Below are 23,904 nucleotides of genomic sequence, written 5' to 3' on the forward strand. Positions count from 1 at the left end.
TCTATAGCCACCGGGGGTTCGTTGCCGAGTGCGGCTTTCGTCGTGGCTGGTCGCGCAGTTCCCCGCGCCCCTGGGGAAGCTGCGCGCAGCGCATGCTTCAGGGGCGCGGGGCTGTGTCATGAGCGGCTCCGCCGCGGGGCGCGACCAGCCCCCACCGGCCCGCAGACGAACAGCAGCCCTCTACCTGAGCCTAAAACCCCGCCGGCTCCGTATACACGCCCCACTCGTCGCGCAGCACCCCACAGATCTCCCCGAGCGTCGCCTCCGCCCGAACAGCGTCCAGCATCGGCCCGATCATGTTCGACCCGTCCCGCGCGGCAGCGAGCATCGCATCGAGTGCGGCCCGGACCTTCGCGTCGTCCCGCCCCGCCTTCCGGTCCCCCAGAACCCGTACCTGCTCCCGCTCCACCTCATGGCTGACCCGCAGGATCTCCAGGTCCCCGGTGACGGACCCGTGGTGGGCGTTGACGCCGACGACGCGCTTGTCGCCCTTCTCCAGGGACTGCTGGTACTGGAACGCCGACTCGGCGATCTCCCCGGTGAACCAGCCGTCCTCGATGCCGCGCAGGATGCCGGACGTGATCGGCCCGATGGGGTGCTGCCCGTCCGGGCGCGCCCGCAGCCCGCGCTCCTTGATCTGGTCGAAGATCTTCTCCGCGTCGGCCTCGATGCGGTCCGTCAGCTGCTCCACGTACCAGGAACCGCCCAGCGGGTCCGCGACGTTGGCGACGCCGGTCTCCTCCATGAGCACCTGCTGGGTGCGCAGCGCGATCTCGGCGGCCTGCTCGCTCGGCAGGGCGAGGGTCTCGTCGAGGGCGTTCGTGTGCAGGGAGTTGGTGCCGCCCAGCACCGCCGCGAGCGCCTCCACCGCCGTACGGACGACGTTGTTGTACGGCTGCTGCGCGGTCAGCGAGACACCGGCGGTCTGCGTGTGGAAACGCAGCCACTGCGCCTTCTCGCTCTGCGCCCCGTACACGTCCCGCATCCAGCGGGCCCAGATGCGCCGGGCGGCACGGAACTTGGCGATCTCCTCGAAGAAGTCGACGTGCGCGTCGAAGAAGAAGGAGAGGCCGGGCGCGAACACGTCCACGTCGAGCCCGCGGCTCAGCCCCAGCTCCACGTAACCGAACCCGTCGGCCAGCGTGTACGCCAGCTCCTGCGCGGCCGTCGAACCCGCCTCGCGGATGTGGTACCCGGAGACCGACAGCGGCTTGTACGCGGGGATGGACGCCGCGCAGTGCTCCATCAGGTCGCCGATCAGGCGCAGATGCGGCTCGGGCTGGAAGAGCCACTCCTTCTGCGCGATGTACTCCTTGAAGATGTCGGTCTGGAGCGTGCCGTTGAGGACCGACGGGTCGACCCCCTGCCGCTCCGCCGCGACCAGGTACATGCAGAAGACGGGCACGGCGGGGCCGCTGATCGTCATCGACGTCGTGACGTCGCCCAGCGGGATGTCCCGGAACAGGACCTCCATGTCCGCGGCCGAGTCGATCGCGACACCGCAGTGCCCGACCTCGCCGAGCGCGCGCGGGTCGTCCGAGTCGCGGCCCATCAACGTGGGCATGTCGAAGGCGACGGAGAGCCCGCCGCCTCCGTTGGCGAGGATCTTCTTGTAGCGCTCGTTCGTCTGCTCGGCGTTGCCGAACCCGGCGAACTGGCGGATGGTCCAGGTGCGGCCCCGGTACCCGGTCGCGTAGAGCCCGCGCGTGTACGGGTACTCGCCCGGCCAGCCGATCCGCTCGAAGCCCTCGTACGTGTCCCCGGGCCGTGGCCCGTAGACCGGGTCGACCGGGTCCCCGGAAAGAGTGGTGAAGTCGGCGTCGCGCTTTCGGGCGGCGTCGTAGCGGGCCTGCCAGCGGCGGCGGCCCTCCTCGATGGCGGCGGAACCGGCAGTGGCGTCAGCGTCCTTGCTTCCCATGCCTTCGAATTTACTAGGACGTCCTAGTAAATGTCGATGGCGAACCGCCCGCACATCGTGCGAGCGGTGGGGTCCTACGCCTTGGCGAGGCGGGTGCCGTCGTCCGCGACCTTGGCCTCCAGCTCCGCGGAGACCTTGCGCTCGACGAAGAACGCGGCGGTCGGGATGGTGCCCGCGATCAGCACCCACAGCTGCTTGCCGACCGGCCACTTCGCCTTGGAGCCCAGGTCGAAGGCGAAGACCAGGTAGATCACGTACAGCCAGCCGTGGGCGATGGCGATGACGCGCGTGACGTCGGCCGCGCCGTCCATGCCGAGCGCGTACTTGGCGATCATGCCGAGGCAGAGGAGGACCAGGAGTACGCCGGTGACGTACGCCATGATGCGATAGCGGGTCAGCACGCTCTTCTTCATGGGTCGAGCGTAACCGCCCGATATGCGCGATCTTCAGGCGGGCCCGGGGCTCACTCGTCGTCGAAGTCGTGGGCCGCGACGCGCAGCGGCCGGAGCATCGCGAAGATCTCGCCGCACTCGTCGGCGTCGTAGACCCCGAGCCCGAAGTCCATCGCCATCAGGTCGCGGGTGGCCGACTCGACGACCTCGCGGCCCTTGTCGGTGATGGTGGCGAGCGTGCCGCGCCCGTCGTTGGGGTTGGGCCGCTTGTCGACGAAGCCCGACTTCACGAGGCGGTCCACCGTGTTCGTCACGGACGTCGGGTGCACCATCAGACGCTCGCCGATCTTCGACATGGGCAGTTCACCGGACTTGGAGAAGGTGAGCAGCACCAGCGCCTCGTAGCGCGCGAACGTCAGCCCGTACGGCTTGACGACGGCGTCGACCTCGGCGAGCAGGATCTGGTGCGCGCGCATGATCGACGTGATCGCGGCCATGGACGGCACGGATCCCCAACGCTGCTTCCAGTGCTCGTCGGCGCGGGCGATGGGATCGAAGGCAAGGCTGAGCGGCTTCGGCACGCCCTTGACCTTACCGGCCGGTCACATCGTGGTCAGCCCCGTCTCGGCCTTTGGGCCGACGCCGTCCGCCACGACCTAATGCACCGCATTAAAGATCCCTTATGTAACGATTGCCCGGTATCACACCGACCACTGACTCACGCGCTCCGACTCCAGGGGGCTGGATGTCCGTCCCGTCCGTCCGCAGGCCCGCCCGCACGCTCGTCACGACCGCCGCCGCGCTGCTCCTGACCGTCCTCGCCGCCGGCTGCTCCGGCGAGGGCGCGGACCAGTTGCGCGACACCGCCGCGGGGCAGACCGCGCCCACCCACGACTCCGACTCGTCCCCGTTCTGGGTCGACCCCGCATCGGCCGCCGCCGTCCAGGCCGACCAGTGGGAGAAGCAGGGCCGCGCCTACGACGCGGCCGTCATCCGGCGCATCTCCCAGCACCCGCAGGGCATGTGGGTCCCCGGCGACTATCCGCGCCCGGCGATCGAGAAGGCCGCCGCGCAGGCGTCGAAGGCGGACAAGACCCTGGTCCTGGTCGCGTACAACATTCCGCACCGGGACTGCGGGCAGCACTCCGCGGGCGGGGCGCACAGCGCGGACTTCTACTACCAGTGGATCGACGCGTTCGCGACGGGCATCGGCGACGCGAAGGCGCTCGTCGTCCTCGAACCCGATGCGCTCGGCCACATCGTCGACGGCTGCACGCCCGCCGAGTACCAGGAGGAGCGCTACACGCTGATCTCCGCCGCCATCGACCGCCTGAAGAAGCAGCCGCACACCAAGGTCTACGTCGATGCCGGCAACCCGGCCTGGATCCCGGACGCCGGCAAGCTCGTCGAGCCGCTGCGCCGGGCCGGTGTGGCCAAGGCGGACGGCTTCGCGCTGAACGTCTCCAACTTCCAGACGAACCAGTCGAGTTCGGCGTACGGCAAGCGTCTGTCGGAGCTGCTCGGCGGCGCGCACTTCGTCGTGGACACGAGCCGCAACGGCGCGGGCCCCTACGCCGACGGCGGCGCCGACTCCTGGTGCAACCCGCCGGGCCGCACGCTCGGCGCCGCCCCGACCACGAAGACCGGCGACCCGCTGATCGACGCGTACCTGTGGGTCAAGCGCCCCGGCGAGTCGGACGGCACGTGCCGGGGCGGCCCGGGAGCGGGCACCTGGTGGCCGGACTACGCACTAGGGCTCGCCCGTTCAGGCCCCTCCGGCGATTGAGGAGCGGGTCCCGGGGCAGAGCCCCGGGACCCGCGCACCAGCAGGGCTGGAAACTCACTTCACCTGAATCCACTTGGCCTCGGACGACACCCCGTCCGCGTCCGACACGAACAGCATGTACCACCCCGGAGGGACCAGCGTCGGGTCCTTGGGGACGTCCACCGTGACCGACCCGTCGCCCTTCTTCAGGCCCAGCTCGATCGACCGCTGCTCCACGTCCGTCGTGTGCGTCACTGCGGACGGCCGCATGAGCCGGGCCTTCGTGATCGACGCGGCCTGGTCGGTCCGGTACGTGGCCGTGTTGTCGTCGGACAGCGTCTCGGGTCCGCCCTTCAGGACCGGCCGCTTGTCGCCGCCGCGGTGCAGCGCGGGCGGCGTGAAGATCTCCATGCGCTGCTCGAAGTGGCCCAGCTTGGTGTTCTGCTGGTTGTCGTAGAGCGGGTCAGAGCCGAAGGTCGCGACCCGCCCGTCGGGAAGGAGCAGCGCCTCCGAGTGGTAGTTGCGCCCGACCTTGGGGGACGCGGCCTCGCGGAAGACGTTCTCCTTGGGGTCGTAGAACTGGGCCGCCAGGATGTTGCTGGCGCTGCGCCCGCGGTAGTCGCTGGAGCCGTTCGACGTGAAGACCGAGTCGTCGGGCATGATGACGGAGTTCAAGTACCGCGTGCCCTGCGGGAGTCGAGGCCCCGTCTTGAAGGAGGGGTTGTCCTCCTTCAGGTCGATGACCGCGGTGCGCGACGTCGCCTTCTTGGACTCGCCGACGCCACCGCCGCCCATGATCATGACCTTCTGGTCCTGCGCCGGCGGCAGCAGCAGCGACGCCGACGTCTCCGTCTGGTCGGTGTCGGTCAGCCCCGGCACCCGCTCGAACTTGTTGGTCTTCAGGTCCCACAGGCCCGGCACGCGCCCCTTGTCGGCGGGCCCGTAACCGGCGTTGGAGGCGGGGTAGAACAGCTTGCCGCCCTTGGTCAGGAAGAGGGCCGGGTACGTGGGGAAGTACCGCTTGGGCCCCATCGACCACTTCTTGGTCTTCGGGTCGTAGATCTCGTTGTCACCGGGGTCGATGACGCCGACGTCGTCGAGCCCGGAAACGGCGAGCACCTTGCCGTCCTCCAGGCCGACCAGGGTCGGGTACCAGCGGGCCTTCTCCATCGGGTCGACCGGGACGTACTTCTCGGCGACGGGATCGAACTCGTAGGCCGCCTTGATCCCCTGGAAGTCCTGCTTGTCCATGGTGATCTTCTCGGAGAGCCCGTACGTGTTGTCGGCGTCCTCGCCCTTGAGGCCCTCGATCTCGTACTGGGCCTGCTTGTCGGTGACGAACTGCTTCCCGTCGGCGGCCGCCTCGACGAAGACGCGGGCCTCGCTCGCCTTGACCGTCGTCCGCCACGGCTGCATGACGCCGGCCGCGTTGTACGTGATGTGATTGACGCGCTTGGCCCTCGGCACGGTGACATCGAACTTCGACACGTACTCGACGCCGGACGGCGAGCGGAACTTGGTCCCCTTCTTCAGGACCACCTCCTTGTCGGGGCTCTCGTTCTTGACGCGCATGCCGCCGCCGGCCCGCTTGACCTCGCCGTCGAGCAGCTCGTAGCGGGCGGTGCCGCCGGCCACCAGCAGCCTTCCGTCGGGGAGCTGGGCGTGCCCGGAGCAGAAGAAGTCCGCCGGGGTGGCGATCTTCTTGAAGGTGTTCGCCTTCGGGTCCCACAGGACCGTGTCGAAGGACCCGGCGTCGAACTTCTTCTGCTCGTTGCCGGAGCCCGCCACGATGAGGACCTTGCCGGTGTGCAGCAGCGCCGCGTGGATGGCGTTCGTACGGAACTCGTCGGGGATGTCGACCGCCGACCAGGAGCCGTACTTGGCCTTGTAGCCGGGCTGGGCGATCTTCCAGTCGTAGTAGCGCTCGTTGGCGAAGTTCCAGGCGGCCGGGGCGTTCAGGCCGACGAGGAGGGCGATGCCACCCGCTCCCAGGACCGTCTTCTTCATACGCGGGGAAGGCCGGTAGGCCATGGGTCAGTTCCCTCCTGTGCTCGTGCTGGAGACCCGGGTGGGCGTGGCGGTCACGGGGGCGGGGGCGGGGGCCACGGTCAGGGCCGGCTCCGCCGCGCGGCGCGCGGCGGCCGCGACGCGGCGCTGTCCGACGGCCCACACCACGAGGGGCGCGAGCGCGATGCACAGGGCGAGGACCGCCCACGTACGCATGGCCACGTGGGAGTGGGCGAGGACGACGGAGGCCGCGAGGGACGCGGCGAGCACGGTCGCCCAGAAGAGGTGGATACGGAAGGTCAGGACCCGGTCGGGGCTGGCGTCGCCGCCCTTGGGGGTGACGACGAACCGGCTGGGGCGGCGCAGCAGCGCGGCGCCGAACGACTTCAGATAGATCGGCGCGGAGATCGCCGACATCGCCATGCCGGCCAGGCCGCCCGATCCCTCGGGCTCGTGCGGCGAGACGTTGTGCCGCCGGTTCCAGAGGTAGAGACCGATCTGCAGGGCGGCGGCGTCGCTGTAGAGCATCAGCCACACGGACGCGGAGACTTCCGTGCCGCTCGCCCCGAACCACAGGAAGAGCACACAACTCAGCACGCCGAGCAGCCAGTTGACGGCCGTCATCGGGTAGTAGACGAGCATCATCGTGTACGAGAACAGCCGGCCGGGCGGCATCGTGAACGGTGCCTTCCAGTACTGCTTGAACAGCGTCTCGTACGTGCCGCGCGACCACCGCATCTGCTGCGTGAAGAAGTCGGTCCAGGAGGCGGGCCCCTCGCCGACCGCGAGCACGTCGGGCGTGTAGACGGAGCGCCAGTGCTTCTTGGTGGCGGGGTTGCGGTGCCGGTGGATCTCGAAGCCGGTCGCCATGTCCTCCGTGATGGAGTCGACGAGGCCGCCGATCTGCTTCAGGGCCGAGATCCTGACGATGTTGTTGGTGCCGACGAACATCGGGGCGCGGTAGCGGTTGCCCGCGCGCTGGATCAGGGCGTGGAAGAGGAACTGCTGCGACTCGGCGGCCTTGGTGACCGGCGAGACGTAGTTCCCGTAGACCTGCGGTCCGACGACGAACGCGACGTCGGGGTCGCGGAAGTAGCCCATCATCCGCTCCAGGAACTCGGGGAGCGGCACATGGTCGGTGTCGACGGAGGCGAAGAAGTCGTAGTCGTCGCCGTGCATCGCGAGCCAGGCGTTGTAATTCCCGTGCTTGGTACGGGTCTTGTGGGCGCCCTTCTTCTGGTTCCACTCCGGGACGCCGTTGCGCGTGAAGTGCTTGACGCCGAGCTCGGCGCAGAGGGCCTTCGCCCGGTCGTCGTCGCCCTCGTCGAGGAGCCAGACGTCGAGCGGCCCGTCGTGCGTGAGGCGGACGGCGCCTTCGAGGGTGGCCCGCACCATCGCGAGGGGTTCCTTGCCGGGCACGTACGTCGTGAGGAACGCGACCCGGGTGCCGGGCTCGGGGACCACGGGGACCGGGTCCCTGGCGACGAGCGTCGCGTGGGCGATGGACGTGACGTTGACGAGCATGAACAGCCCGATGAGACCGATCGACACGAGCATCACGATGTCGAGCTCGACGAGCCAGCGGTCTCCGCCCTCCCGCTCCACCCAGTGGGTGGGCCACACGAGATAGGCGAGCAGCAGCCCGGTGAGCACGGGCGCGAGCGTCATCAGCAGGACCGCGCGTATTCGGTGCGGCTCACGCGAGAGGAGCGATATGTACTGCACCTTGTAAGGCTCGTCGCGGGGCGGCTCGGTGAGCGGCCCCGCGAGCCTGCTGTAGGTGTCGTAGTCGTAGCCCTCAGGCCGCACAGTGCCCTCCAGGTTCTGGTGATCGAGCGTGCCGATACCCTCACAAAAGGTGAGTTTTGTCGGCGTGTCGAACCAGAAGGGGCGTACGAGTGAGGTAGGGCCCCGAGTTACTCGGAGAGGTGCCGCTCGACGGTGGCGACCTTGGACGTCAGACCGTCGCTCACGCCGGGTCGGATGTCCGCCTTCAGTACCAGCGAGACACGGGGAGCGCGCGCCTCGACGGCGGCGACGGCGCGCTTCACGACATCCATGACCTCGTCCCACTCGCCTTCGATCGAGGTGAACATCGCGTCCGTACGGTTCGGCAGACCGGATTCCCGTACGACACGGACCGCGTCGGCGACGTACTCCCCCACGTCCTCGCCGACCCCGAGCGGGGTCACGGAAAAGGCGACGATCATGCGTTCACGACGCCTTCCTTGCGGGCGCGGGAGGCGATGACCGCGCTCTCGGCCTCGCGCTTGAGCTTGCGCTCCGCGAAGAAGCCGCCGGTGGGCAGGACGGAGAGGACGAAGTAGAGGGCGGCGGTGCGCAGGCTCCACTTCGTACGGTTCCAGGCGTCCGCCCAGAAGATCACGTAGAGCACGAAGAGGACGCCGTGCACCATGCCCATCACCGGCACCGCGTTGAAGTCCGTGGTCCGCTTCAGGACCGAGCAGACGAGCAGCAGGATGAAGGAGACGGCCTCCGGGGCGGAGACCAGGCGGAGTCGTCGGAGGGCGGAGGCGGTCTTGAGGTCCACGGGGCACCTTCGGCAGAAGCGGCGAGCAGGGCGGTTGGCGCGTGTGCGGTCGATCTTGTGAATGTACGCACAAGCGTTTCCCATTGTGGCATCAGCGCGATCGGCCCCTGTCGGGGGGCTCCCCCGCCCGGCTACCGTCGACATCGTGGCAACGTTCCGACTCCAGGGGAGCAAGATGCTGGCCGTCGACATGACGGGCGACAGCGTCAAGGCGAAGAACGGATCGATGGTCGCGTACGACGGCCGGATGGCGTTCAAGAAGCTGAGCGGGGGTGGCGAGGGGATACGGGGGATGGTGACCCGCCGCATCACGGGTGAGCAGATGACCGTGATGGAGGTGAAGGGCGAGGGCACGTGCTGGTTCGCGGACCGGGCGAGCGAGATCAACCTCGTGAGCCTGCGCGGCGACAAGCTGTACGTCGAGGCGAGCAATCTGCTGTGCACGGAAGCAAGCCTGCGCACCGGCACGACGTTCACCGGCATGCGCGGCGCCTCGCAGGGCAACGGCCTGTTCACGACCACGGTCGAGGGCCACGGCCAGGCCGCGCTGATGAGCGACGGCCCCGCGGTGGTGCTGCGGGTCAGCCGCGACTACCCGCTGACCGTCGACCCGGGCGCGTACATCGCGCACCAGGGCGATCTGCGGCAGTCGTTCCAGTCGGGGGTGACCTTCCGTACGTTCCTCGGGGAGGGCGGCGGCGAGGCGTTCCAGATCCGTTTCGAGGGCGACGGGCTCGTCTACGTACAGCCCAGCGAGCGCAACACGATCGCGGGGGACGTGTGACATGGCCTTCCGAGAGATCAACTCGAAGATGATCGAGGCGACCGTCGTCCCCGGGCAGCGGCTCTACAGCCAGCGCGGCGCGATGCTCGCGTACCGGGGGGACGTCTCCTTCACGCCCAACGTGCAGGGCGGACAAGGGGGATTGATGTCGATGATCGGCCGGCGGGTGGCGGGCGAGGCGGCTCCGCTGATGACGGTCGAGGGCAGCGGCACCGTGCTCTTCGGTCACGGCGGCCACCACATCCAGGTCATCACCCTGACCGGCGACACCCTCTACGTCGAGGCGGACCGGCTGCTCGCCTTCGACGGGACCTTGCAGCAGGGGACGATGTTCATGGGGTCGCAGGGCGGCGTCATGGGCATGGTGCGCGGCCAGGTCAGCGGCCAGGGCCTGTTCACCACCACGCTGAAGGGCCACGGCGCGGTGGCCGTCATGGCGCACGGCGGGGTCATCGAGGTACCCATCACGCCCGGCCGCCCGGTCCACGTCGACCCGCAGGCGTACGTCGCCCACCACGGGGACGTACGCAACAAGCTGTCCACGGCGCTCGGCTGGCGGGACATGGTGGGCCGCGGCAGCGGCGAGGCGTTCCAGCTGGAGTTGAGCGGGAGCGGTGCGGTCTACGTACAGGCGTCGGAGGAGAAGCTGTGACCACAGGACCCGCCGTGCACGACCCGGCGACGCTGCCCGTCGACGACAACGTCAACAACTACACCTTCTGCGTGGAACTCAAGGGCAGCCAGTGGTTCCTGCAGAAGGGCAAGATGATCGCCTACTACGGGCGCATCGACTTCAACGGCATCGGGCACGGCCGCCTGGACCGCCTCGTCCGCACGTCGTTCCACTCCCCGCTGCACGCGAGCGACTGGGTGGTGGCGGAGGGCAGCGGCAAGATGCTGCTCGCGGACCGGGCCTTCGACGTGAACTCGTACGACCTCGATGACGGCAATCTGACCATTCGAGCGGGCAATCTGCTCGCTTTTCAGCCAACTCTCGCCCTCAAGCAATCCATCGTGCCCGGCTTCCTGACGCTCATTGGCACCGGCAAATTCGTCGCGGCTTCAAACGGTCCCGTGGTCTTCATGGAGCCGCCGCTGCGCGTGGATCCGCAGGCGCTCGTCGGCTGGGCGGACTGCCCGTCGCCGTGCCACCACTACGACCACGGGTACATGACGGGCTTGATCGGCGGTCTACGTGCGATGACGGGGATCGGCGGCGCCTCCGGCGAGGAGCACCAGTTCGAGTTCGTGGGCGCGGGGACCGTCCTGCTCCAGTCCAGCGAGTCGTTGATGCCCGAACTGGCGACGGGTGACGTACCTCACCAAGCGGGCGTCCCGGGGGGCGGACACGGAACCGCCACAGGTCAGCCACAGCAACCGCGCCTTCCCGGACAGCTGGGAGACCTCCAGCGTCGCTTCGGGCTGTGAGCGGTAGTCTGCGGAGTGTGACGCCGGTCGAACGCGTGACCGTGTCACGACCCCCACATTCGTTCGCCTTTCAACTTCTTAGGTAGAATCGATTTCATGGAGACCGACACGGCCACGCAGTGGCTGACCGACGAGGAACAGTGCGCCTGGCGCACCCACCTGGAGGTCAACAGGCTGCTCAACTACCAGCTGGAGAAGGATCTCCAGCCGTTCGGCCTGACGATGAACGACTACGAGATCCTCGTGAACCTCTCCGAGGCCGAGGACCACCGGATGCGGATGAGCGACCTTGCTGCGGCGACCCTGCAGTCCAAGAGCCGGCTCTCGCACCAGATCACCCGCATGGAGAACGCGGGTCTGGTGCGCCGCGAGAACTGCGAATCGGACCGGCGCGGCCTGTACACCGTGCTCACCGACTTCGGCCTGGAGACCATGCGGAAGGTCGCCCCGCACCATGTGGCGTCCGTACGACAGCACTTCCTCGGGCTCGTCTCGACGCAGGAACTGACCGACCTGCACAGGGCCCTCGCACCGATCGCCGAACACCTGCGTTCGCAGCGCGGCAAACCGTGACCATTGCGAACACCACCGGGTAACGGAGGACCGCCGACCTCCTCCGTACCCCACCGAGCTAGCCCACAGGCAGGCTGAGTTCGAACAGCGCGCCGCCTTGCGGTGCGGTGCGCACCGTCAGGGTGCCACCGTGCCGCTCGGCCACGTCCCGGGCGATGGCGAGGCCGAGACCCGCCCCGCCGCCGTCCCGGGACCGCGCGTCGTCGAGCCGTACGAACCGCTCGAAGATCCGCTCCCGCTCGGCCTCGGGCACCCCGTCCCCGTCGTCGCCGACGGTGAGCACGGCCCGCCCCCCTTCGACACCCACGGAAACCCGCACCCCGGCGCGGGCATGCCGCTGCGCGTTGTCCACCAGGTTGCCGACGACGCGGGCCAGCTGCCCGCGCGATCCGGCGACTTGAGCGCCCCGCGCCACCGACACCTCGACCGGGACCCGGTCGCCGGTGCGCTGGGACAGCTCCTCGCGGGCCAGGGCGGCGAGATCCACCACCGCGCCGCCCGCCTTCTCCCCCGCGTCGAGCCGGGCCAGCAGGAGCAGGTCGGCGGCCAGTTCCTGCAGTCGTACGGTGTCCTCGACGGCGCCGTCCACATCGAGCAACTCCGGGTGGGCGGCGCCGACTTCGAGCTGGGTGCGCAGCGACGCGATGGGGCTGCGCAGTTCGTGCGAGGCGTCGGCGACGAACCGCCGCTGCCGCTCCACGGAGTCCTCCAGCGCGGCCAGCGTCTCGTTCGTCGTCCGGGCGAGCCGGGCCACCTCGTCGTGCGTGTCCGGCTCGGGCACCCGCCGCCCCAGATCCCGCGAGGCGGTGATGGCGGCCATCTCGGCGCGAATGCCCTCCACGGGCCGCAGAGCACGCCGCGTCACCAGCCAGGTCGTCCCACCCACCACGGCGACGAGCAGCGGAAACCCGACGGCCATGGCCAGCCCGGCGCTCCACACGGCGTCCTGCCGGGCGCCGAGCGAGGCACCCGCGAAGACCCGGACGTCGTCACCGACCTCGGCCTCGGCGAACCGGTAGTCGCCCGAGTCGCCGTCGACGGTCGCGCTACCGGTGGCGTGCCCCACGACCTCCGCGACCTCGGGATCACCTTCGTCCCCCTCATCACCCTCCTCCTCACCCCCCACAGGCGTGACCCCGCCCACCCCCGTACCACTGATGTCTTCGAGCCCCTCACTCACGGCAACCACCCGCCCGTCCCCGTCGACGACCTGCACCGGATGGTCCTCGCCGTCGGGCAGATCCAGATCGGCGTACGAAGTGCCGGCGGCGATCTGCGCGGCCACGTCCCGGGCGGCGGAGTCGGCCTGCCCGTCGGCCTGCCCGGTGAGGTTCCCGCGCAACGACAGGAGCACCGCGACACAGGCCGCGGCCAGAGTGACGGCGACCACGACCATCGCCCCCAGCGTGGCCCGCGCCCGTACCGAACCCAGCCGCTTCACCGCGCCTCCAGGCAGTAGCCGGCGCCGCGCATGGTGCGGATGAGCCCGGCCCCCAGCTTGCGGCGCAGAGCACTCACGTACACCTCGACGATGTTCGGATCCCCGTCGTAGGCGAAGTCCCACACGTGCTCGAGGATGTCGGCCTTCGAAACGACCTCCCCGGCGTGCCGTGCCAGATGCTCCAGCACGGCGAACTCCTTGGCGGCCAGCACGACTTCGTCCTCGCCCCGCATGACCCGCCGGGCAGCGGTGTCGACCCGCAGCCCGCCCACCTCGATGACGGGCGCGGCCCGCCCGGCCCCGCGCCGCCGCAGCAGCGCCTTCACCCGGGCCACGAGCACCACGTACGAGAACGGCTTCGTCAGATAGTCGTCGGCCCCCGTGTCGAGCCCCTCGGCCTCGTCGTACTCCCCGTCCTTGGCGGTGAGCATCAGGATCGGCACGTCGTCACCGGCGGCGCGCAGGGCGGCGCAGACCCGGTAGCCGTTCATGCCGGGCAGCATGATGTCGAGGACGATCAGGTCGTACGGCACTTCGCTCGCACGGTGCAGCCCCTCGAGGCCGTCGTGGACGACGTCCACGGCGAACCCCTCGGCGGTGAGCCCCTTGGCGAGCGACAGGGCCAGCCGCTTCTCGTCCTCCACGATCAACAAGCGCATGCACGCAAGGGTGTCAGGTCGAACCTGAAGCCCTCTTCAGCCTTCTTCAGCGGGGCTTCAGGATCACCCGGGCAGTGTGGTTCTCGTCGGACACACCACACGAGGGAGATCCCATGAAGCGCCGCACCACCGTCATCGCCGCAGCCGCCGCCGTAGCCCTGCTCGGCGCCGGAGCCGCGACCACCGTGGCAGTAGCGGACGACGAGACACCCCGAACCCCGCAGTCGAGCGTGCGGGTGGCGGACGACGACAGGGCCGAGGCGACCCGGTCCACCGTGACGGCGGAGAAGGCCGTCGCAGCGGCCCTCGCCCACACCCCGGGCACCGCCGCCGAAGCCGACCTCGACGCCGACGACGGGAACCTGACCTGGGACGTCACGGTGATCGGCCACGACAACAAGTGGCACGACATCGACGTGGACCCGACGACGGCCGAGGTCATCCACTCCCACACCGAGCACGACGACGACAACGACGCGGCCCGCGTGGCGGCAGCCCTCAAGGACGCGCCCACCTCGGCGCAGGAGGCCGCGAAGGCGGCGGCAGCCAAGGGCAAGGTGACCTCTGTGGAAGCGGACGACGACGGCAACGTCACGTACTGGGAGGTGGAGACAGAGAAGAACACCGCCGACCAGAACTGGCACGTGAACCTCACCACGGGCAAGGTCACCCCCGCCCCCACCTCGGACGACGACTGACCGACCGGCTCACGCCGCCACCGGAACCTCACGGGGCCCCGGCATGAGCCCCGACACCAGGGCGGCGACCGCGGGCGCGCCCCCGGCGACGACGAAACAGACGGCCACCGGAACATGCGCGACGAGCGCACCGGTGGCCGCTGTGCCGACCGAACTCCCGGCGTTCACCGCGGTGTTGACCCAGGCGCCGGCCTGCGTACGAAAAGCGGCCCCGGCCTCCTCGTCGGCGATGAGATACGCGGTGGTCAGCGCCGGCGCAACAAAGAGCCCCACACACCCGGCGGCGATCCCGAGCCCGACAAGCCCGGGAGCGAACCCGGCACACCCCAAGGCCACAGCCAGCGCCCCGGCCAGCGCCCCCAGCCGCACCCGAGCGGATCCCCGCCAGTCGACGGCACCGTTCACCAGTCCCCCCACGGCGCTCCCGGCCGACAAGGCGGCGAGCACCCACGCGGCGGCGCCGCCCCGCCCCTGGGCTTCGGCAGAGGCAAGCACCAGCAGATCGGCGGCCCCCAGGGCGAGCCCGACCCCCACCGTCACCACCACGGGCTGCCGCAACCGCCCCACGAGCCGCCCACCCCGCGCCCGCGGCTCCCGCGCCACCGGAACCACATCCCCCACCACCGGCACGGCCACGAAACCCAAGGTCCCCACCCCCACCAGCACGGCGCTGAGGGCGACCCCAGCCGCGGCAGGCGCCCAGAGCAGAACGACCCCCACCACCAACGGCCCGCACACAAACAGGACTTCCTCGGCGACCCCGTCGAGGCTGTAGGCGCGCTGCAACAGCCGCCGGTCCTCGAGCAGCCGCCCCCAGACAGCGCGCATGGTCGGCCCCAGCGGCGGGGTCCCGGCCCCCGCCGCAAGCCCCAGCACCACAAACACCCATCCGGGGGCCCCGGGCCGCCAAGCGACAACAGCAATGACCGCCAACAACCCGGCGTACACCAGAGCCATGGGCATCAGGGCACGACGCGGCCCGTACCGGTCGACGAGCACAGCGCGCAGCGGCGACAGCAGCACACTGGCACCGCCGAAAACGGCCAGCACAGCCCCCGCGACTCCGTACGAGCCGGTGGCATCGGTGACGGCCAACATCAGGGACAGCGAGACGATCCCGTACGACAGACGCCCGACCAGGGCGGCGCAGAAGGTGCGCAGGGCATACGGGGTCCGCAGAACAGCGGCGTACATACCAAGACTCCTCAGACATGCGTGAGACCTCAACAGGCTGCGGAAGCACCGGAGTTCTACGCACGTGAAGAGAACATGCGGGCAAGCTACAACAAGGCGCCGTCACCTGACCACACACCGGCGCGAGCCCGCCCACGGACGTGAGGGGACGTGCCGGGGTGCCCCCGCAGGACACCGCAGGCACTCAGCGCACCCGAACCGACATTGGTCGTCCGGAAACGAGGACACCGATCCGGCCGAGGAGGCACCCCGGCACGGCCCCGCCCCCGAACCACCCGAGGGCGCACAACAACGAACAGGTCACCCGGCGGTGATCCCCGCGACAAGCTCATCAGCGGCGCGATACGGATCGAGCTCCCCGCCCACGATCCGCTCGGCCAGCGCCCCGAGCCGCCGATCGCCGGACAGATCCCCGATCCGCTCCCGCAGCGCCGTCACCGCGATCGTCTCGACCTCCCGAGAGGCCCGCGCCACCCGCCGCTCGGCAAGCACCCCGCGCTCCTCCATCCACGCCCGGTGCTTCTCCAGCGCCTCGACGACCTCGTCGACGCCTTCACCCCGCGCCGCGACGGTCTTCACGATGGGCGGCCGCCAGTCCCCGGCAGCCCGCGCCTCACCGAGCCCGAGCATGTGGTTCAGCTCCCGAGCGGTGGCGTCGGCCCCGTCCCGATCGGCCTTGTTGACGACGTACACATCCCCGATCTCCAGAATCCCGGCCTTGGCGGCCTGAATCCCGTCCCCCATCCCCGGCGCGAGCAGCACAACACTCGTATCGGCCTGCGAGGCGATCTCGACCTCCGACTGCCCCACCCCCACGGTCTCGACGAGCACCACGTCGCAACCGGCCGCGTCCAGCACCCGAATCGCCTGCGGAGCGGCCCAGGCCAGCCCACCCAGATGCCCCCGGGTGGCCATCGACCGGATGTAGACACCGGGATCGGACGCGTGCTCCGACATCCGCACCCGGTCCCCGAGCAACGCGCCCCCGCTGAACGGGGACGACGGATCGACCGCCAGCACGCCCACCCGCTTCCCGGCCCGCCGGTACGCGCTCACCAGGGCCGACGTGGACGTCGACTTCCCGACCCCGGGCGACCCGGTGAGCCCGACCACGTACGCGTTCCCGGTCAGCGGAGCCAGCGCGGCCATGACCTCGCGCAGCTGCGGGGACGCCCCCTCCACGAGCGAGATCAGCCGGGCCACGGCACGCGGCCGGCCCTCTCGCGCCTGGGCGACCAGCGTGGGGACGTCCTGCATCAACAGCTCCGTTCACTCATGCCCGTACAGAAAAAAGACCGCTACCGGAGGACCACCCGGACGACTTACGCCTTGGGTACCCGCACGATCAGAGCGTCACCCTGACCGCCGCCACCGCACAGCGCGGCAGCGCCCACGCCCCCACCCCGCCGCTTCAGCTCAAGCGCGAGATGCAGCACGATACGGGCGCCGGACATCCCGATCGGGTGGCCCAGGGCAATCGCGCCGCCGTTGACGTTCACCTTTTCCGAGGACACGCCGAGGTCCTTCATTGACTGCACGGCAACCGCCGCGAACGCCTCGTTGATCTCGACGAGATCAAGCTGATCCGCCTCCAGCCCTTCCTTCTTCAGGGCGTGCTGAATGGCATTCGAGGGCTGCGACTGAAGCGAGTTGTCGGGCCCGGCCACGTTCCCGTGCGCCCCGATCTCGGCGATCCACTCGAGACCGAGCTCCTGGGCCTTGGCCTTGCTCATCACCACGACAGCCGCGGCACCGTCCGAGATCTGCGAGGCGGTGCCGGCCGTGATGGTCCCGTCCTTGGCGAACGCGGGCCGCAGCTTCGCGAGCGACTCGACGGTGGTCTCGGCACGAATGCCCTCGTCCTTGCTGAACAGAACGGGCTCGCCCTTGCGCTGCGGAATCTCGACGGGCGTGATCTCGGCCTCGAACAGCCCGTTCTTCTGAGCGGCAGCGGCCCGCTGGTGCGAAGCCGCAGCGATCTCGTCCTGCACAGCACGCTCGATACCGAGCCGGGTGTTGTGCTTCTCGGTCGAAGCACCCATGGGAATGCCCTCGAACGAATCCGTGAGCCCGTCGTGCGCCATGGCGTCGAGCATCTCGATCGCCCCGTACTTGTAGCCCTCGCGGGACTTCGGCAGCAGATGCGGGGCGTTCGTCATGGACTCCTGCCCGCCGGCCACCACGACGTCGAACTCACCGGCACGGATGAGCTGGTCGGCGAGCGCGATGGCGTCGAGCCCGGAGAGGCAGACCTTGTTGATGGTCAGCGCCGGCACGTTCATCGGAATGCCGGCCTTCACGGCGGCCTGGCGTGCCGGGATCTGCCCTGCCCCGGCCTGCAGCACCTGGCCCATGATCACGTACTGCACCTGGTCGCCACCGATACCCGCACGGTCGAGGGCGGCCTTGATCGCGAAGCCGCCGAGGTCGGCTCCGGAGAAGGACTTGAGCGAGCCGAGCAGACGGCCCATGGGCGTCCGAGCGCCCGCGACGATCACTGAGGTGGTACCGGTCGTTCCAGACATGAGGCACGGCCCCTAGGAGATGAGGAGTGAACGAGGGTTTACTCGAATGTACTGAGCAGTACCCCGCACGTCATCGCCGCGACGGTGTGATCGCGCGCACGTTGCGTAACCACCCCGGACCGCGCTGCACTTACTGCATGCTGACGCGAATCGACCACATCGGGATCGCCTGCCACGACCTCGACGCCACCGTCGAGTTCTACAAGGCCACATACGGCTTCGAGGTCTTCCACACCGAGGTCAACGAGGAGCAGGGCGTACGCGAGGCCATGCTCAAGATCAACGAGACGTCCGACGGCGGCGCCTCCTACCTCCAGCTCCTGGAGCCGACCCGCGAGGACTCCGCCGTCGGTAAATGGCTGGCCAAGAACGGCGAGGGCGTGCACCACATCGCCTTCGGCACGGCGGACGTCGACGGGGACGCGGCGGCCATCAAGGACAAGGGCGTACGGGTGCTCTACGACGAGCCCCGGCGCGGCTCGATGGGGTCGCGCATCACGTTCCTGCACCCCAAGGACTGCCACGGCGTACTGACCGAACTCGTCACCGCGGCACCGCAGGAGTCGGCGGAGCACTGACCTCCACATACTCGGGCCGGTAGGGTTGGGGGGCGGCTGCCGGGTCCCGTGAGGCAACAGACGGGACAGCGGGCAGCCGTGGGCCGGGGTCCGGGTATCGGGGGACGAGGGTCGGGGCGGTCGGGCAGCTCACTGGCGCACAAGCCGGGTGGTCCGACAGCGCCGCCGTTTTCGATCTGACACCATTCCCCGGGGGCCCCGTTCGGCGGATGGACAGGGCTCGTACGGAAGTACTTGCGACCAGGGGACGGATGGGACCGCGCAGTGCGGGGCTACGAGAGCCAGGACGGCCGACGGCCGGCTGAGACCGACCATCTCTCGCGGTTCGAGGCCGAGATGGACCGGCTGAAGACCGAGCGGGAGAAGGCCGTCCAGCACGCCGAGGACCTGGGCTACCAGGTGGAGGTGTTGCGCGCCAAGCTGCACGAGGCGCGCCGCAGCCTCGCGTCCCGGCCTGCCTACGACGGGGCGGACATCGGCTACCAGGCCGAGCAGCTGCTCCGTAATGCCCAGATCCAGGCGGACCAGCTGCGCGCCGATGCCGAGCGCGAGCTGCGCGAGGCGCGGGCCCAGACCCAGCGCATCCTCCAGGAGCACGCCGAGCAGCAGTCCCGGCTCCAGTCCGAGCTGCACACCGAGGCGGTCAACCGGCGCCAGCAGCTCGACCAGGAGCTGGCCGAGCGCCGCCGCACCGTCGAGAACCACGTCAACGAGAACGTGCAGTGGGCCGAGCAGCTGCGCGCCCGCACCGAGCAGCAGGCCCGCCGCCTGCTCGACGAGTCGCGCGCCGAGGCCGACCAGGCCCTCGCCGCAGCCCGCGCGGAGGCCGAGCGGGTCGCCGCGGAGGCCCGCCGTCGCCTCACCTCCGAGGCGGAGAGCGCCCGCGCCGAGGCGCAGGCCACGCTGGCCCGCGCCCGCCAGGACGCGGAGCGCCTGCTGAACGCGGCGTCGACGCAGGCCCAGGAGGCCACCGACCACGCCGAGCAGCTGCGCTCCGCCACGACCGCCGAGTCCGACCAGGCCCGCCGGCAGGCCACCGAGCTGAGCCGCGCCGCCGAGCAGCGCATCAGCGAGGCCGACACCGCGCTGCGCGAGGCCCGCGCCGAGGCCGAGAAGCTCCTCGCCGAGGCGAAGGAGGCCGCGGCCAAGCAGCTCGCGAGCGCCGAGTCCGCCAACGAGCAGCGCACCCGTACGGCCAAGGAGCAGGTCGCCCGCCTGGTGCAGGAGGCCACCAAGGAGGCCGAGACCACCAAGGCGGAGGCCGAGCAGCTCGTCGCCACCGCGCGCGACGAGGCCGAGAAGCTGATCGCGGAGGCCAGGGAGAAGGCCCGTACGGTCACGGCCGAAGAGGCCGCCGGCGAGCTCGCGAAGGCCGCGCGCACCGCGGAGGACGTGCTCAACAAGGCGTCCGAGGAGGCCCAGTCGACGACGCGGGCCGCCACCGAGGAGGCCGAGCGGATCCGCGCCGAGGCCGAGGCGGAGGCCGACCGGCTGCGCTCCGAGGCGCACGACATCGCCGAGCAGCTCAAGGGCACGGCGAAGGACGACACCAAGGAGTACCGCGCCAAGACCGTCGAGCTGCAGGAGGAGGCGCGCAGGCTGCGCGGCGAGGCCGAGCAGCTGCGGGCCGAGGCCGTCGAGGAGGGCGAGCGGATCCGGGCCGAGGCCCGCCGCGAGGCCGTCCAGCAGATCGAGGAGGCGGCCAAGACCGCCGAGGAGCTGCTCGCCAAGGCGCGCACGGACGCCGACGAGCTGCGCGGCGCTGCGACGGCGGAGTCCGAGCGGGTCCGCACCGAGGCGATCGAGCGGGCCACGGCGCTGCGCAAGCAGGCCGAGGAGACGCTGGAGCGCACGCGCGCGGAGGCCGACCGGCACCGCGCCGAGGCCGAGGAGCAGGCCGAGGCCACCAAGGCCGAGGCGGAGCGCGCCGCGCAGACGCTCAAGGACGAGGCGGAGCGGGCGATGAGCGCCCGGCAGGAGGAGGCGGCCCGCGAGCTGACCCGCCTGCACACCGAGGCCGAGGAGCGCCTGACGGCGTCCGAGACCACCCTGAACGACGCGCGCGCGGAGTCCGAGCGGCTGCGCCGCGAGGCCGCCGACGAGAGCGAGCGGCTGCGCACCGAGGCAGCCGAGCGCGTCCGCACGCTCCAGGCCCAGGCCGAGGCGGAGGCGGAGCGTCTTCGTACGGAGGCCGCGTCGGACGCGTCGGCCACCCGCGCCGAGGCCGAGACCGTCGCCGTACGCCTGCGGTCCGAGGCCGCGACCGAGGCGGAGCGGCTCAAGACGGAGGCGCAGGAGTCCGCCGACCGGCTGCGCGCCGAGGCGCAGAGCGCCGCCGAGCGGATCGCCACGGAGGCCGCGGAGACGCTGGCCGCCGCCCAGGAGGAGGCCGTCCGGCGCCGCCGCGAGGCCGAGGAGACCCTCGGCAGCGCACGCCAGGAGGCCGACCAGGAGCGCGAGCGGGCCCGCGAGCAGAGCGAGGAACTCCTCGCCGTGGCGCGCGCCCGGGTCGACGAGGCGCAGGCCGAGGCCGCCCGGCTCGTCGAGGAGGCGGACCGCCGGGCGACCGAGATGGTCAGTGCCGCCGAGCAGACCGCGCAGCAGGTTCGCGAGTCCGTGGCCGGGCTCCAGGAGCAGGCCCAGGAGGAGATCGCCGGGCTGCGCAGCGCCGCCGAGCACGCGGCCGAGCGCACGAAGCAGGAGGCGCAGGACGAGGCGGACCGGGTCCGCGCGGACGCGTACCAGGAGCGCGAGCGCGCCGCCGAGGACGCGAACCGGGTCCGCAGCGAGGCCGCCGCCGAGTCCGAGGCCGCCAAGTCCCTTGCGGAGCGCACCGTTTCGGAGGCGATCGCCGAGGCGGAGCGGCTGCGCACGGACGCGTCCGAGCACGCGCAGCGGGTCCGCACCGAGGTCGCCGACCTGCGGACGGGCGCCGACCAGGACGCCGCGCGCACCCGCGCCGAGGCCCGCGAGGACGCGAACCGGATCCGGTCCGACGCCGCGGCCCAGGCGGACACCCTGATCACCGAGGCGACGGCCGAGGCCGAGCGCCTGACGACGGAGACGAACGCGGAGGCGGAGCGCGTCCGCGCCGAGTCGACGGCGACGGCCGAGAAGCTCGTCGGCGACGCGACCACCGAGGCCGAGCGGCTGCGCGCCGAGTCCGTCGCCCAGGCCGAGAAGCTGATCTCGGACGCGTCCGGCGACGCGGAGCGGCTGCGCGCCGAGGCCGCCGAGACGGTCGGCTCCGCCCAGCAGCACGCGGAGCGGATCCGTACGGAGGCCGAGCGCGTCAAGGCCGACGCCGCGCAGGAGGCCGACCGGATCACGACGGCCGCGCGCGACGAGGCCGAGCGCACCCTGGACGAGGCCCGCAAGGACGCCAACAAGCGGCGTACGGAGGCCGCGGAGCAGGTCGACACGCTCATCACGGAGTCCGCCGCCGAGGCCGACAAGCTGACCCGCGAGGCGCAGGAGGCGGCGCAGAAGACGACCGCGGACGCGGAGGCGCAGGCCGACACGATGGTCGGCGCCGCGCGCAACGAGGCGGAGCGCCTGGTCTCCGAAGCCACCGTCGAGGGCAACGCGCTGGTGGAGAAGGCCCGTACGGACGCGGACGAGCTGCTCGTCGGCGCCCGCAGGGACGCGACCCAGATAAGGGAGCGGGCCGAGGAGCTGCGCGACCGCGTCACGGGCGAGATCGAGGAGCTGCACGAGCGGGCCCGCCGCGAGTCGGCGGAGGCCATGAAGAACGCGGGCGAGCGGTGCGACGCCCTGGTCAAGGCCGCGGAGGAGCAGCTCGCCGAGGCGCAGGCCAAGGCCAAGGACCTGCTGAACGACGCCAATTCGGAAGCGGGCAAGGTCCGCATCGCCGCGGTGAAAAAGGCCGAAGGCCTGCTCAAGGAAGCCGAGACGAAAAAGGCCGAGCTCACGCGCGAAGCGGAAAAGATCTTGGCCGATGCCCGAGCCGAGTCCGCTTCCATGATCGAAAAGGGTCAGCGCGAACTCGATGTCCTGGTCCGGCGCCGCGAGGACATCAATGCGGAGATCTCCCGTGTCCAGGACGTACTGGAGGCGTTGGAGTCTTTTGAGGCACCGTCCGCCGGGGGCAAGGACGGTGTCAAGGCGGGCGCAGCGGCAGGAGCCACACGTTCGAGTGGCAAGGGGTCCGAGGGGTAGCCAGAGGGGCAACTGTCGTGCTTCTCAAGGACCTTCGGTCCTTCTTCTGGCAAGCACTCCGCCACTACGCCACTCAAAAGGGGTGACATTCTAGAGCTGAAGCCAGATCAAACGGGCATCTGCTCGATGACACGCCGCCCGGACCCCTAGGATTCCCTCTATCACCTCACCGGTCTCATTCGACAGGAACCCCATGAGCGACACTTCCCCCTACGGCTTCGAGCTTGTGCGGCGTGGGTACGACCGCGCTCAGGTGGACGAACGAATCTCCAAGCTCGTCTCCGACCGTGACAGCGCTCTCGCTCGTATCACTGCTCTGGAAAAGCGCATCGAGGAACTCCACCTCGAGACGCAGAACGCTCAGGCGCAGGTGAACGACGCGGAGCCGTCGTACGCCGGCCTCGGCGCCCGCGTCGAGAAGATCCTCCGTCTCGCCGAGGAGGAGGCCAAGGACCTGCGCGAGGAGGCCCGTCGGGCCGCCGAGCAGCACCGCGAGCTCGCCGAGTCTGCGGCCCAGCAGGTGCGCAACGACGCGGAGTCGTTCGCCGCGGAGCGCAAGGCCAAGGCCGAGGACGAGGGCGTCCGGATCGTCGAGAAGGCCAAGAGCGACGCCTCCCAGCTGCGCACCGAGGCGCAGAAGGACGCGCAGTCCAAGCGCGAGGAGGCGGACGCCCTCTTCGAGGAGACGCGTGCCAAGGCCGCCCAGGCCGCCGCGGACTTCGAGACGAACCTGGCCAAGCGCCGCGAGCAGTCCGAGCGCGACCTGGCGTCGCGTCAGGCCAAGGCCGAGAAGCGTCTCGCGGAGATCGAGCACCGCGCGGAGCAGCTCCGCCTGGAGGCCGAGAAGCTGCGCACGGACGCCGAGCGCCGCGCCCGCCAGACGGTGGAGACGGCCCAGCGCCAGGCCGAGGACATCGTGGCCGACGCCAACGCCAAGGCCGACCGCATCCGCTCGGAATCCGAGCGCGAGCTGGCCGCCCTGACGAACCGCCGCGACTCGATCAACGCCCAGCTGACGAACGTCCGCGAGATGCTGGCGACGCTCACCGGTGCGGCTGTGGCCGCCGCCGGTGCGCCCGTCGAGGACGAGCCGATCTCCCGCGGAGTTCCGGCGCAGCAGTCCCGCTGAGCAGATCAGCGGGTTCCGGGTCGCTTCCTGACGGCCCGTCAGCCCCTTGCCGCTTCCGAGTGGCAGGGGGCTTTTGCCCGTTC

Annotated in this window: 21 protein-coding genes; 9 read left to right on the top strand and 12 right to left on the bottom strand. The window is 70.5% G+C overall.

Translation table 11 applies throughout. The features are described 5' to 3' along the window. Positions 1-190 precede the first annotated feature (190 nt). The 3 genes from AB0L37_RS36685 to AB0L37_RS36695 form a co-directional block, all read right to left on the bottom strand. Positions 191-1,918 (bottom strand): methylmalonyl-CoA mutase family protein, encoded by a 1,728-nt coding sequence (locus AB0L37_RS36685; protein WP_365515901.1) that lies wholly within the window; start codon positions 1,916-1,918, stop codon positions 191-193. 74 nt (positions 1,919-1,992) lie between these two features. After that, complete coding sequence (locus tag AB0L37_RS36690; protein WP_365515904.1) at positions 1,993-2,331, bottom strand: DUF3817 domain-containing protein; 339 nt, start codon at positions 2,329-2,331, stop codon at positions 1,993-1,995. Positions 2,332-2,381: 50 nt separating this feature from the next. Further along, complete coding sequence (locus tag AB0L37_RS36695; protein ID WP_365515907.1) at positions 2,382-2,891, bottom strand: MarR family transcriptional regulator; 510 nt, start codon at positions 2,889-2,891, stop codon at positions 2,382-2,384. Between the two features lie 164 nt (positions 2,892-3,055). Between AB0L37_RS36695 and AB0L37_RS36700 the strand changes: the two genes are divergently transcribed. Then, a complete protein-coding gene (locus AB0L37_RS36700; protein ID WP_365515909.1) occupies positions 3,056-4,096 on the top strand; it encodes a glycoside hydrolase family 6 protein in 1,041 nt (346 codons plus the stop codon). Between the two features lie 54 nt (positions 4,097-4,150). Here the strand turns inward: AB0L37_RS36700 and AB0L37_RS36705 are convergent, their stop codons facing one another. The 4 genes from AB0L37_RS36705 to AB0L37_RS36720 all read right to left on the bottom strand — a co-directional run bounded on the left by AB0L37_RS36705 (position 4,151) and on the right by AB0L37_RS36720 (position 8,633). Further along, positions 4,151-6,106: a kelch motif-containing protein gene (locus AB0L37_RS36705; protein WP_365515912.1), complete on the bottom strand. Its 1,956-nt coding sequence runs from the start codon at positions 6,104-6,106 to the stop codon at positions 4,151-4,153. A gap of 3 nt (positions 6,107-6,109) precedes the next feature. Then, positions 6,110-7,891, bottom strand: a complete 1,782-nt coding sequence (locus AB0L37_RS36710) for a cellulose synthase catalytic subunit (RefSeq protein ID WP_365515915.1) — start codon at positions 7,889-7,891, stop codon at positions 6,110-6,112. A gap of 107 nt (positions 7,892-7,998) precedes the next feature. Then, positions 7,999-8,292 (bottom strand): MTH1187 family thiamine-binding protein, encoded by a 294-nt coding sequence (locus tag AB0L37_RS36715; RefSeq protein WP_365515918.1) that lies wholly within the window; start codon positions 8,290-8,292, stop codon positions 7,999-8,001. Further along, complete coding sequence (locus AB0L37_RS36720) at positions 8,289-8,633, bottom strand: DUF3817 domain-containing protein (RefSeq protein WP_365515921.1); 345 nt, start codon at positions 8,631-8,633, stop codon at positions 8,289-8,291. The genes AB0L37_RS36715 and AB0L37_RS36720 overlap by 4 nt, the downstream gene beginning before the upstream one ends. Before the next feature lie 145 nt (positions 8,634-8,778). On the opposite strand from AB0L37_RS36720, the gene AB0L37_RS36725 reads away from it, so the two are divergent. The 4 genes from AB0L37_RS36725 to AB0L37_RS36740 all read left to right on the top strand — a co-directional run bounded on the left by AB0L37_RS36725 (position 8,779) and on the right by AB0L37_RS36740 (position 11,418). Continuing rightward, entirely contained in the window at positions 8,779-9,417 is a 639-nt protein-coding gene (locus tag AB0L37_RS36725) for an AIM24 family protein (RefSeq protein ID WP_365515924.1), read from the top strand. 1 nt (position 9,418) lies between these two features. After that, a complete protein-coding gene (locus AB0L37_RS36730) occupies positions 9,419-10,069 on the top strand; it encodes an AIM24 family protein (RefSeq protein WP_365515927.1) in 651 nt (216 codons plus the stop codon). Next, complete coding sequence (locus AB0L37_RS36735) at positions 10,066-10,845, top strand: AIM24 family protein (RefSeq protein ID WP_365515930.1); 780 nt, start codon at positions 10,066-10,068, stop codon at positions 10,843-10,845. The genes AB0L37_RS36730 and AB0L37_RS36735 overlap by 4 nt, the downstream gene beginning before the upstream one ends. A gap of 96 nt (positions 10,846-10,941) precedes the next feature. After that, positions 10,942-11,418 carry a MarR family transcriptional regulator gene (locus AB0L37_RS36740; protein WP_365515933.1) on the top strand — a complete coding sequence of 159 codons (477 nt, stop codon included), beginning with the start codon at positions 10,942-10,944 and terminating at the stop codon, positions 11,416-11,418. A 58-nt stretch (positions 11,419-11,476) separates the two neighbouring features. On the opposite strand, the gene AB0L37_RS36745 is transcribed toward AB0L37_RS36740, so the two are convergent. After that, positions 11,477-12,859 (bottom strand): HAMP domain-containing sensor histidine kinase, encoded by a 1,383-nt coding sequence (locus tag AB0L37_RS36745; RefSeq protein WP_365515936.1) that lies wholly within the window; start codon positions 12,857-12,859, stop codon positions 11,477-11,479. After that, positions 12,856-13,518 carry a response regulator transcription factor gene (locus AB0L37_RS36750; protein WP_365515939.1) on the bottom strand — a complete coding sequence of 221 codons (663 nt, stop codon included), beginning with the start codon at positions 13,516-13,518 and terminating at the stop codon, positions 12,856-12,858. Before AB0L37_RS36750 ends, AB0L37_RS36745 begins: the two co-directional genes overlap by 4 nt. A gap of 113 nt (positions 13,519-13,631) precedes the next feature. Between AB0L37_RS36750 and AB0L37_RS36755 the strand changes: the two genes are divergently transcribed. Next, the gene (locus AB0L37_RS36755) at positions 13,632-14,216 is read left to right on the top strand and encodes a PepSY domain-containing protein (protein WP_365515941.1); all 585 of its coding nucleotides are present in this window, start codon (positions 13,632-13,634) and stop codon (positions 14,214-14,216) included. 9 nt (positions 14,217-14,225) lie between these two features. On the opposite strand, the gene AB0L37_RS36760 is transcribed toward AB0L37_RS36755, so the two are convergent. The 3 genes from AB0L37_RS36760 to AB0L37_RS36770 form a co-directional block, all read right to left on the bottom strand. After that, positions 14,226-15,410 carry an MFS transporter gene (locus AB0L37_RS36760; protein WP_365515944.1) on the bottom strand — a complete coding sequence of 395 codons (1,185 nt, stop codon included), beginning with the start codon at positions 15,408-15,410 and terminating at the stop codon, positions 14,226-14,228. A 300-nt stretch (positions 15,411-15,710) separates the two neighbouring features. Continuing rightward, a complete protein-coding gene (gene meaB / locus AB0L37_RS36765; RefSeq protein ID WP_365515947.1) occupies positions 15,711-16,667 on the bottom strand; it encodes a methylmalonyl Co-A mutase-associated GTPase MeaB in 957 nt (318 codons plus the stop codon). A gap of 65 nt (positions 16,668-16,732) precedes the next feature. Then, on the bottom strand, positions 16,733-17,935 hold the full coding sequence (locus AB0L37_RS36770) for an acetyl-CoA C-acetyltransferase (RefSeq protein ID WP_365515950.1): 1,203 nt from the start codon (positions 17,933-17,935) through the stop codon (positions 16,733-16,735). 137 nt (positions 17,936-18,072) lie between these two features. Between AB0L37_RS36770 and mce the strand changes: the two genes are divergently transcribed. The 3 genes from mce to AB0L37_RS36785 all read left to right on the top strand — a co-directional run bounded on the left by mce (position 18,073) and on the right by AB0L37_RS36785 (position 23,821). Continuing rightward, a complete protein-coding gene (mce, locus tag AB0L37_RS36775) occupies positions 18,073-18,513 on the top strand; it encodes a methylmalonyl-CoA epimerase (protein WP_365515953.1) in 441 nt (146 codons plus the stop codon). Positions 18,514-18,777: 264 nt separating this feature from the next. Beyond that, positions 18,778-22,692, top strand: a complete 3,915-nt coding sequence (gene scy / locus AB0L37_RS36780) for a polarized growth protein Scy (RefSeq protein WP_365515956.1) — start codon at positions 18,778-18,780, stop codon at positions 22,690-22,692. 193 nt (positions 22,693-22,885) lie between these two features. Continuing rightward, positions 22,886-23,821 (top strand): cellulose-binding protein, encoded by a 936-nt coding sequence (locus AB0L37_RS36785; RefSeq protein ID WP_338700616.1) that lies wholly within the window; start codon positions 22,886-22,888, stop codon positions 23,819-23,821. Positions 23,822-23,904: the final 83 nt, after the last annotated feature.

The sequence above is a fragment of the Streptomyces sp. NPDC052225 genome (genome assembly GCF_040679615.1).
Taxonomy (GTDB): Bacteria; Actinomycetota; Actinomycetes; order Streptomycetales; family Streptomycetaceae; genus Streptomyces.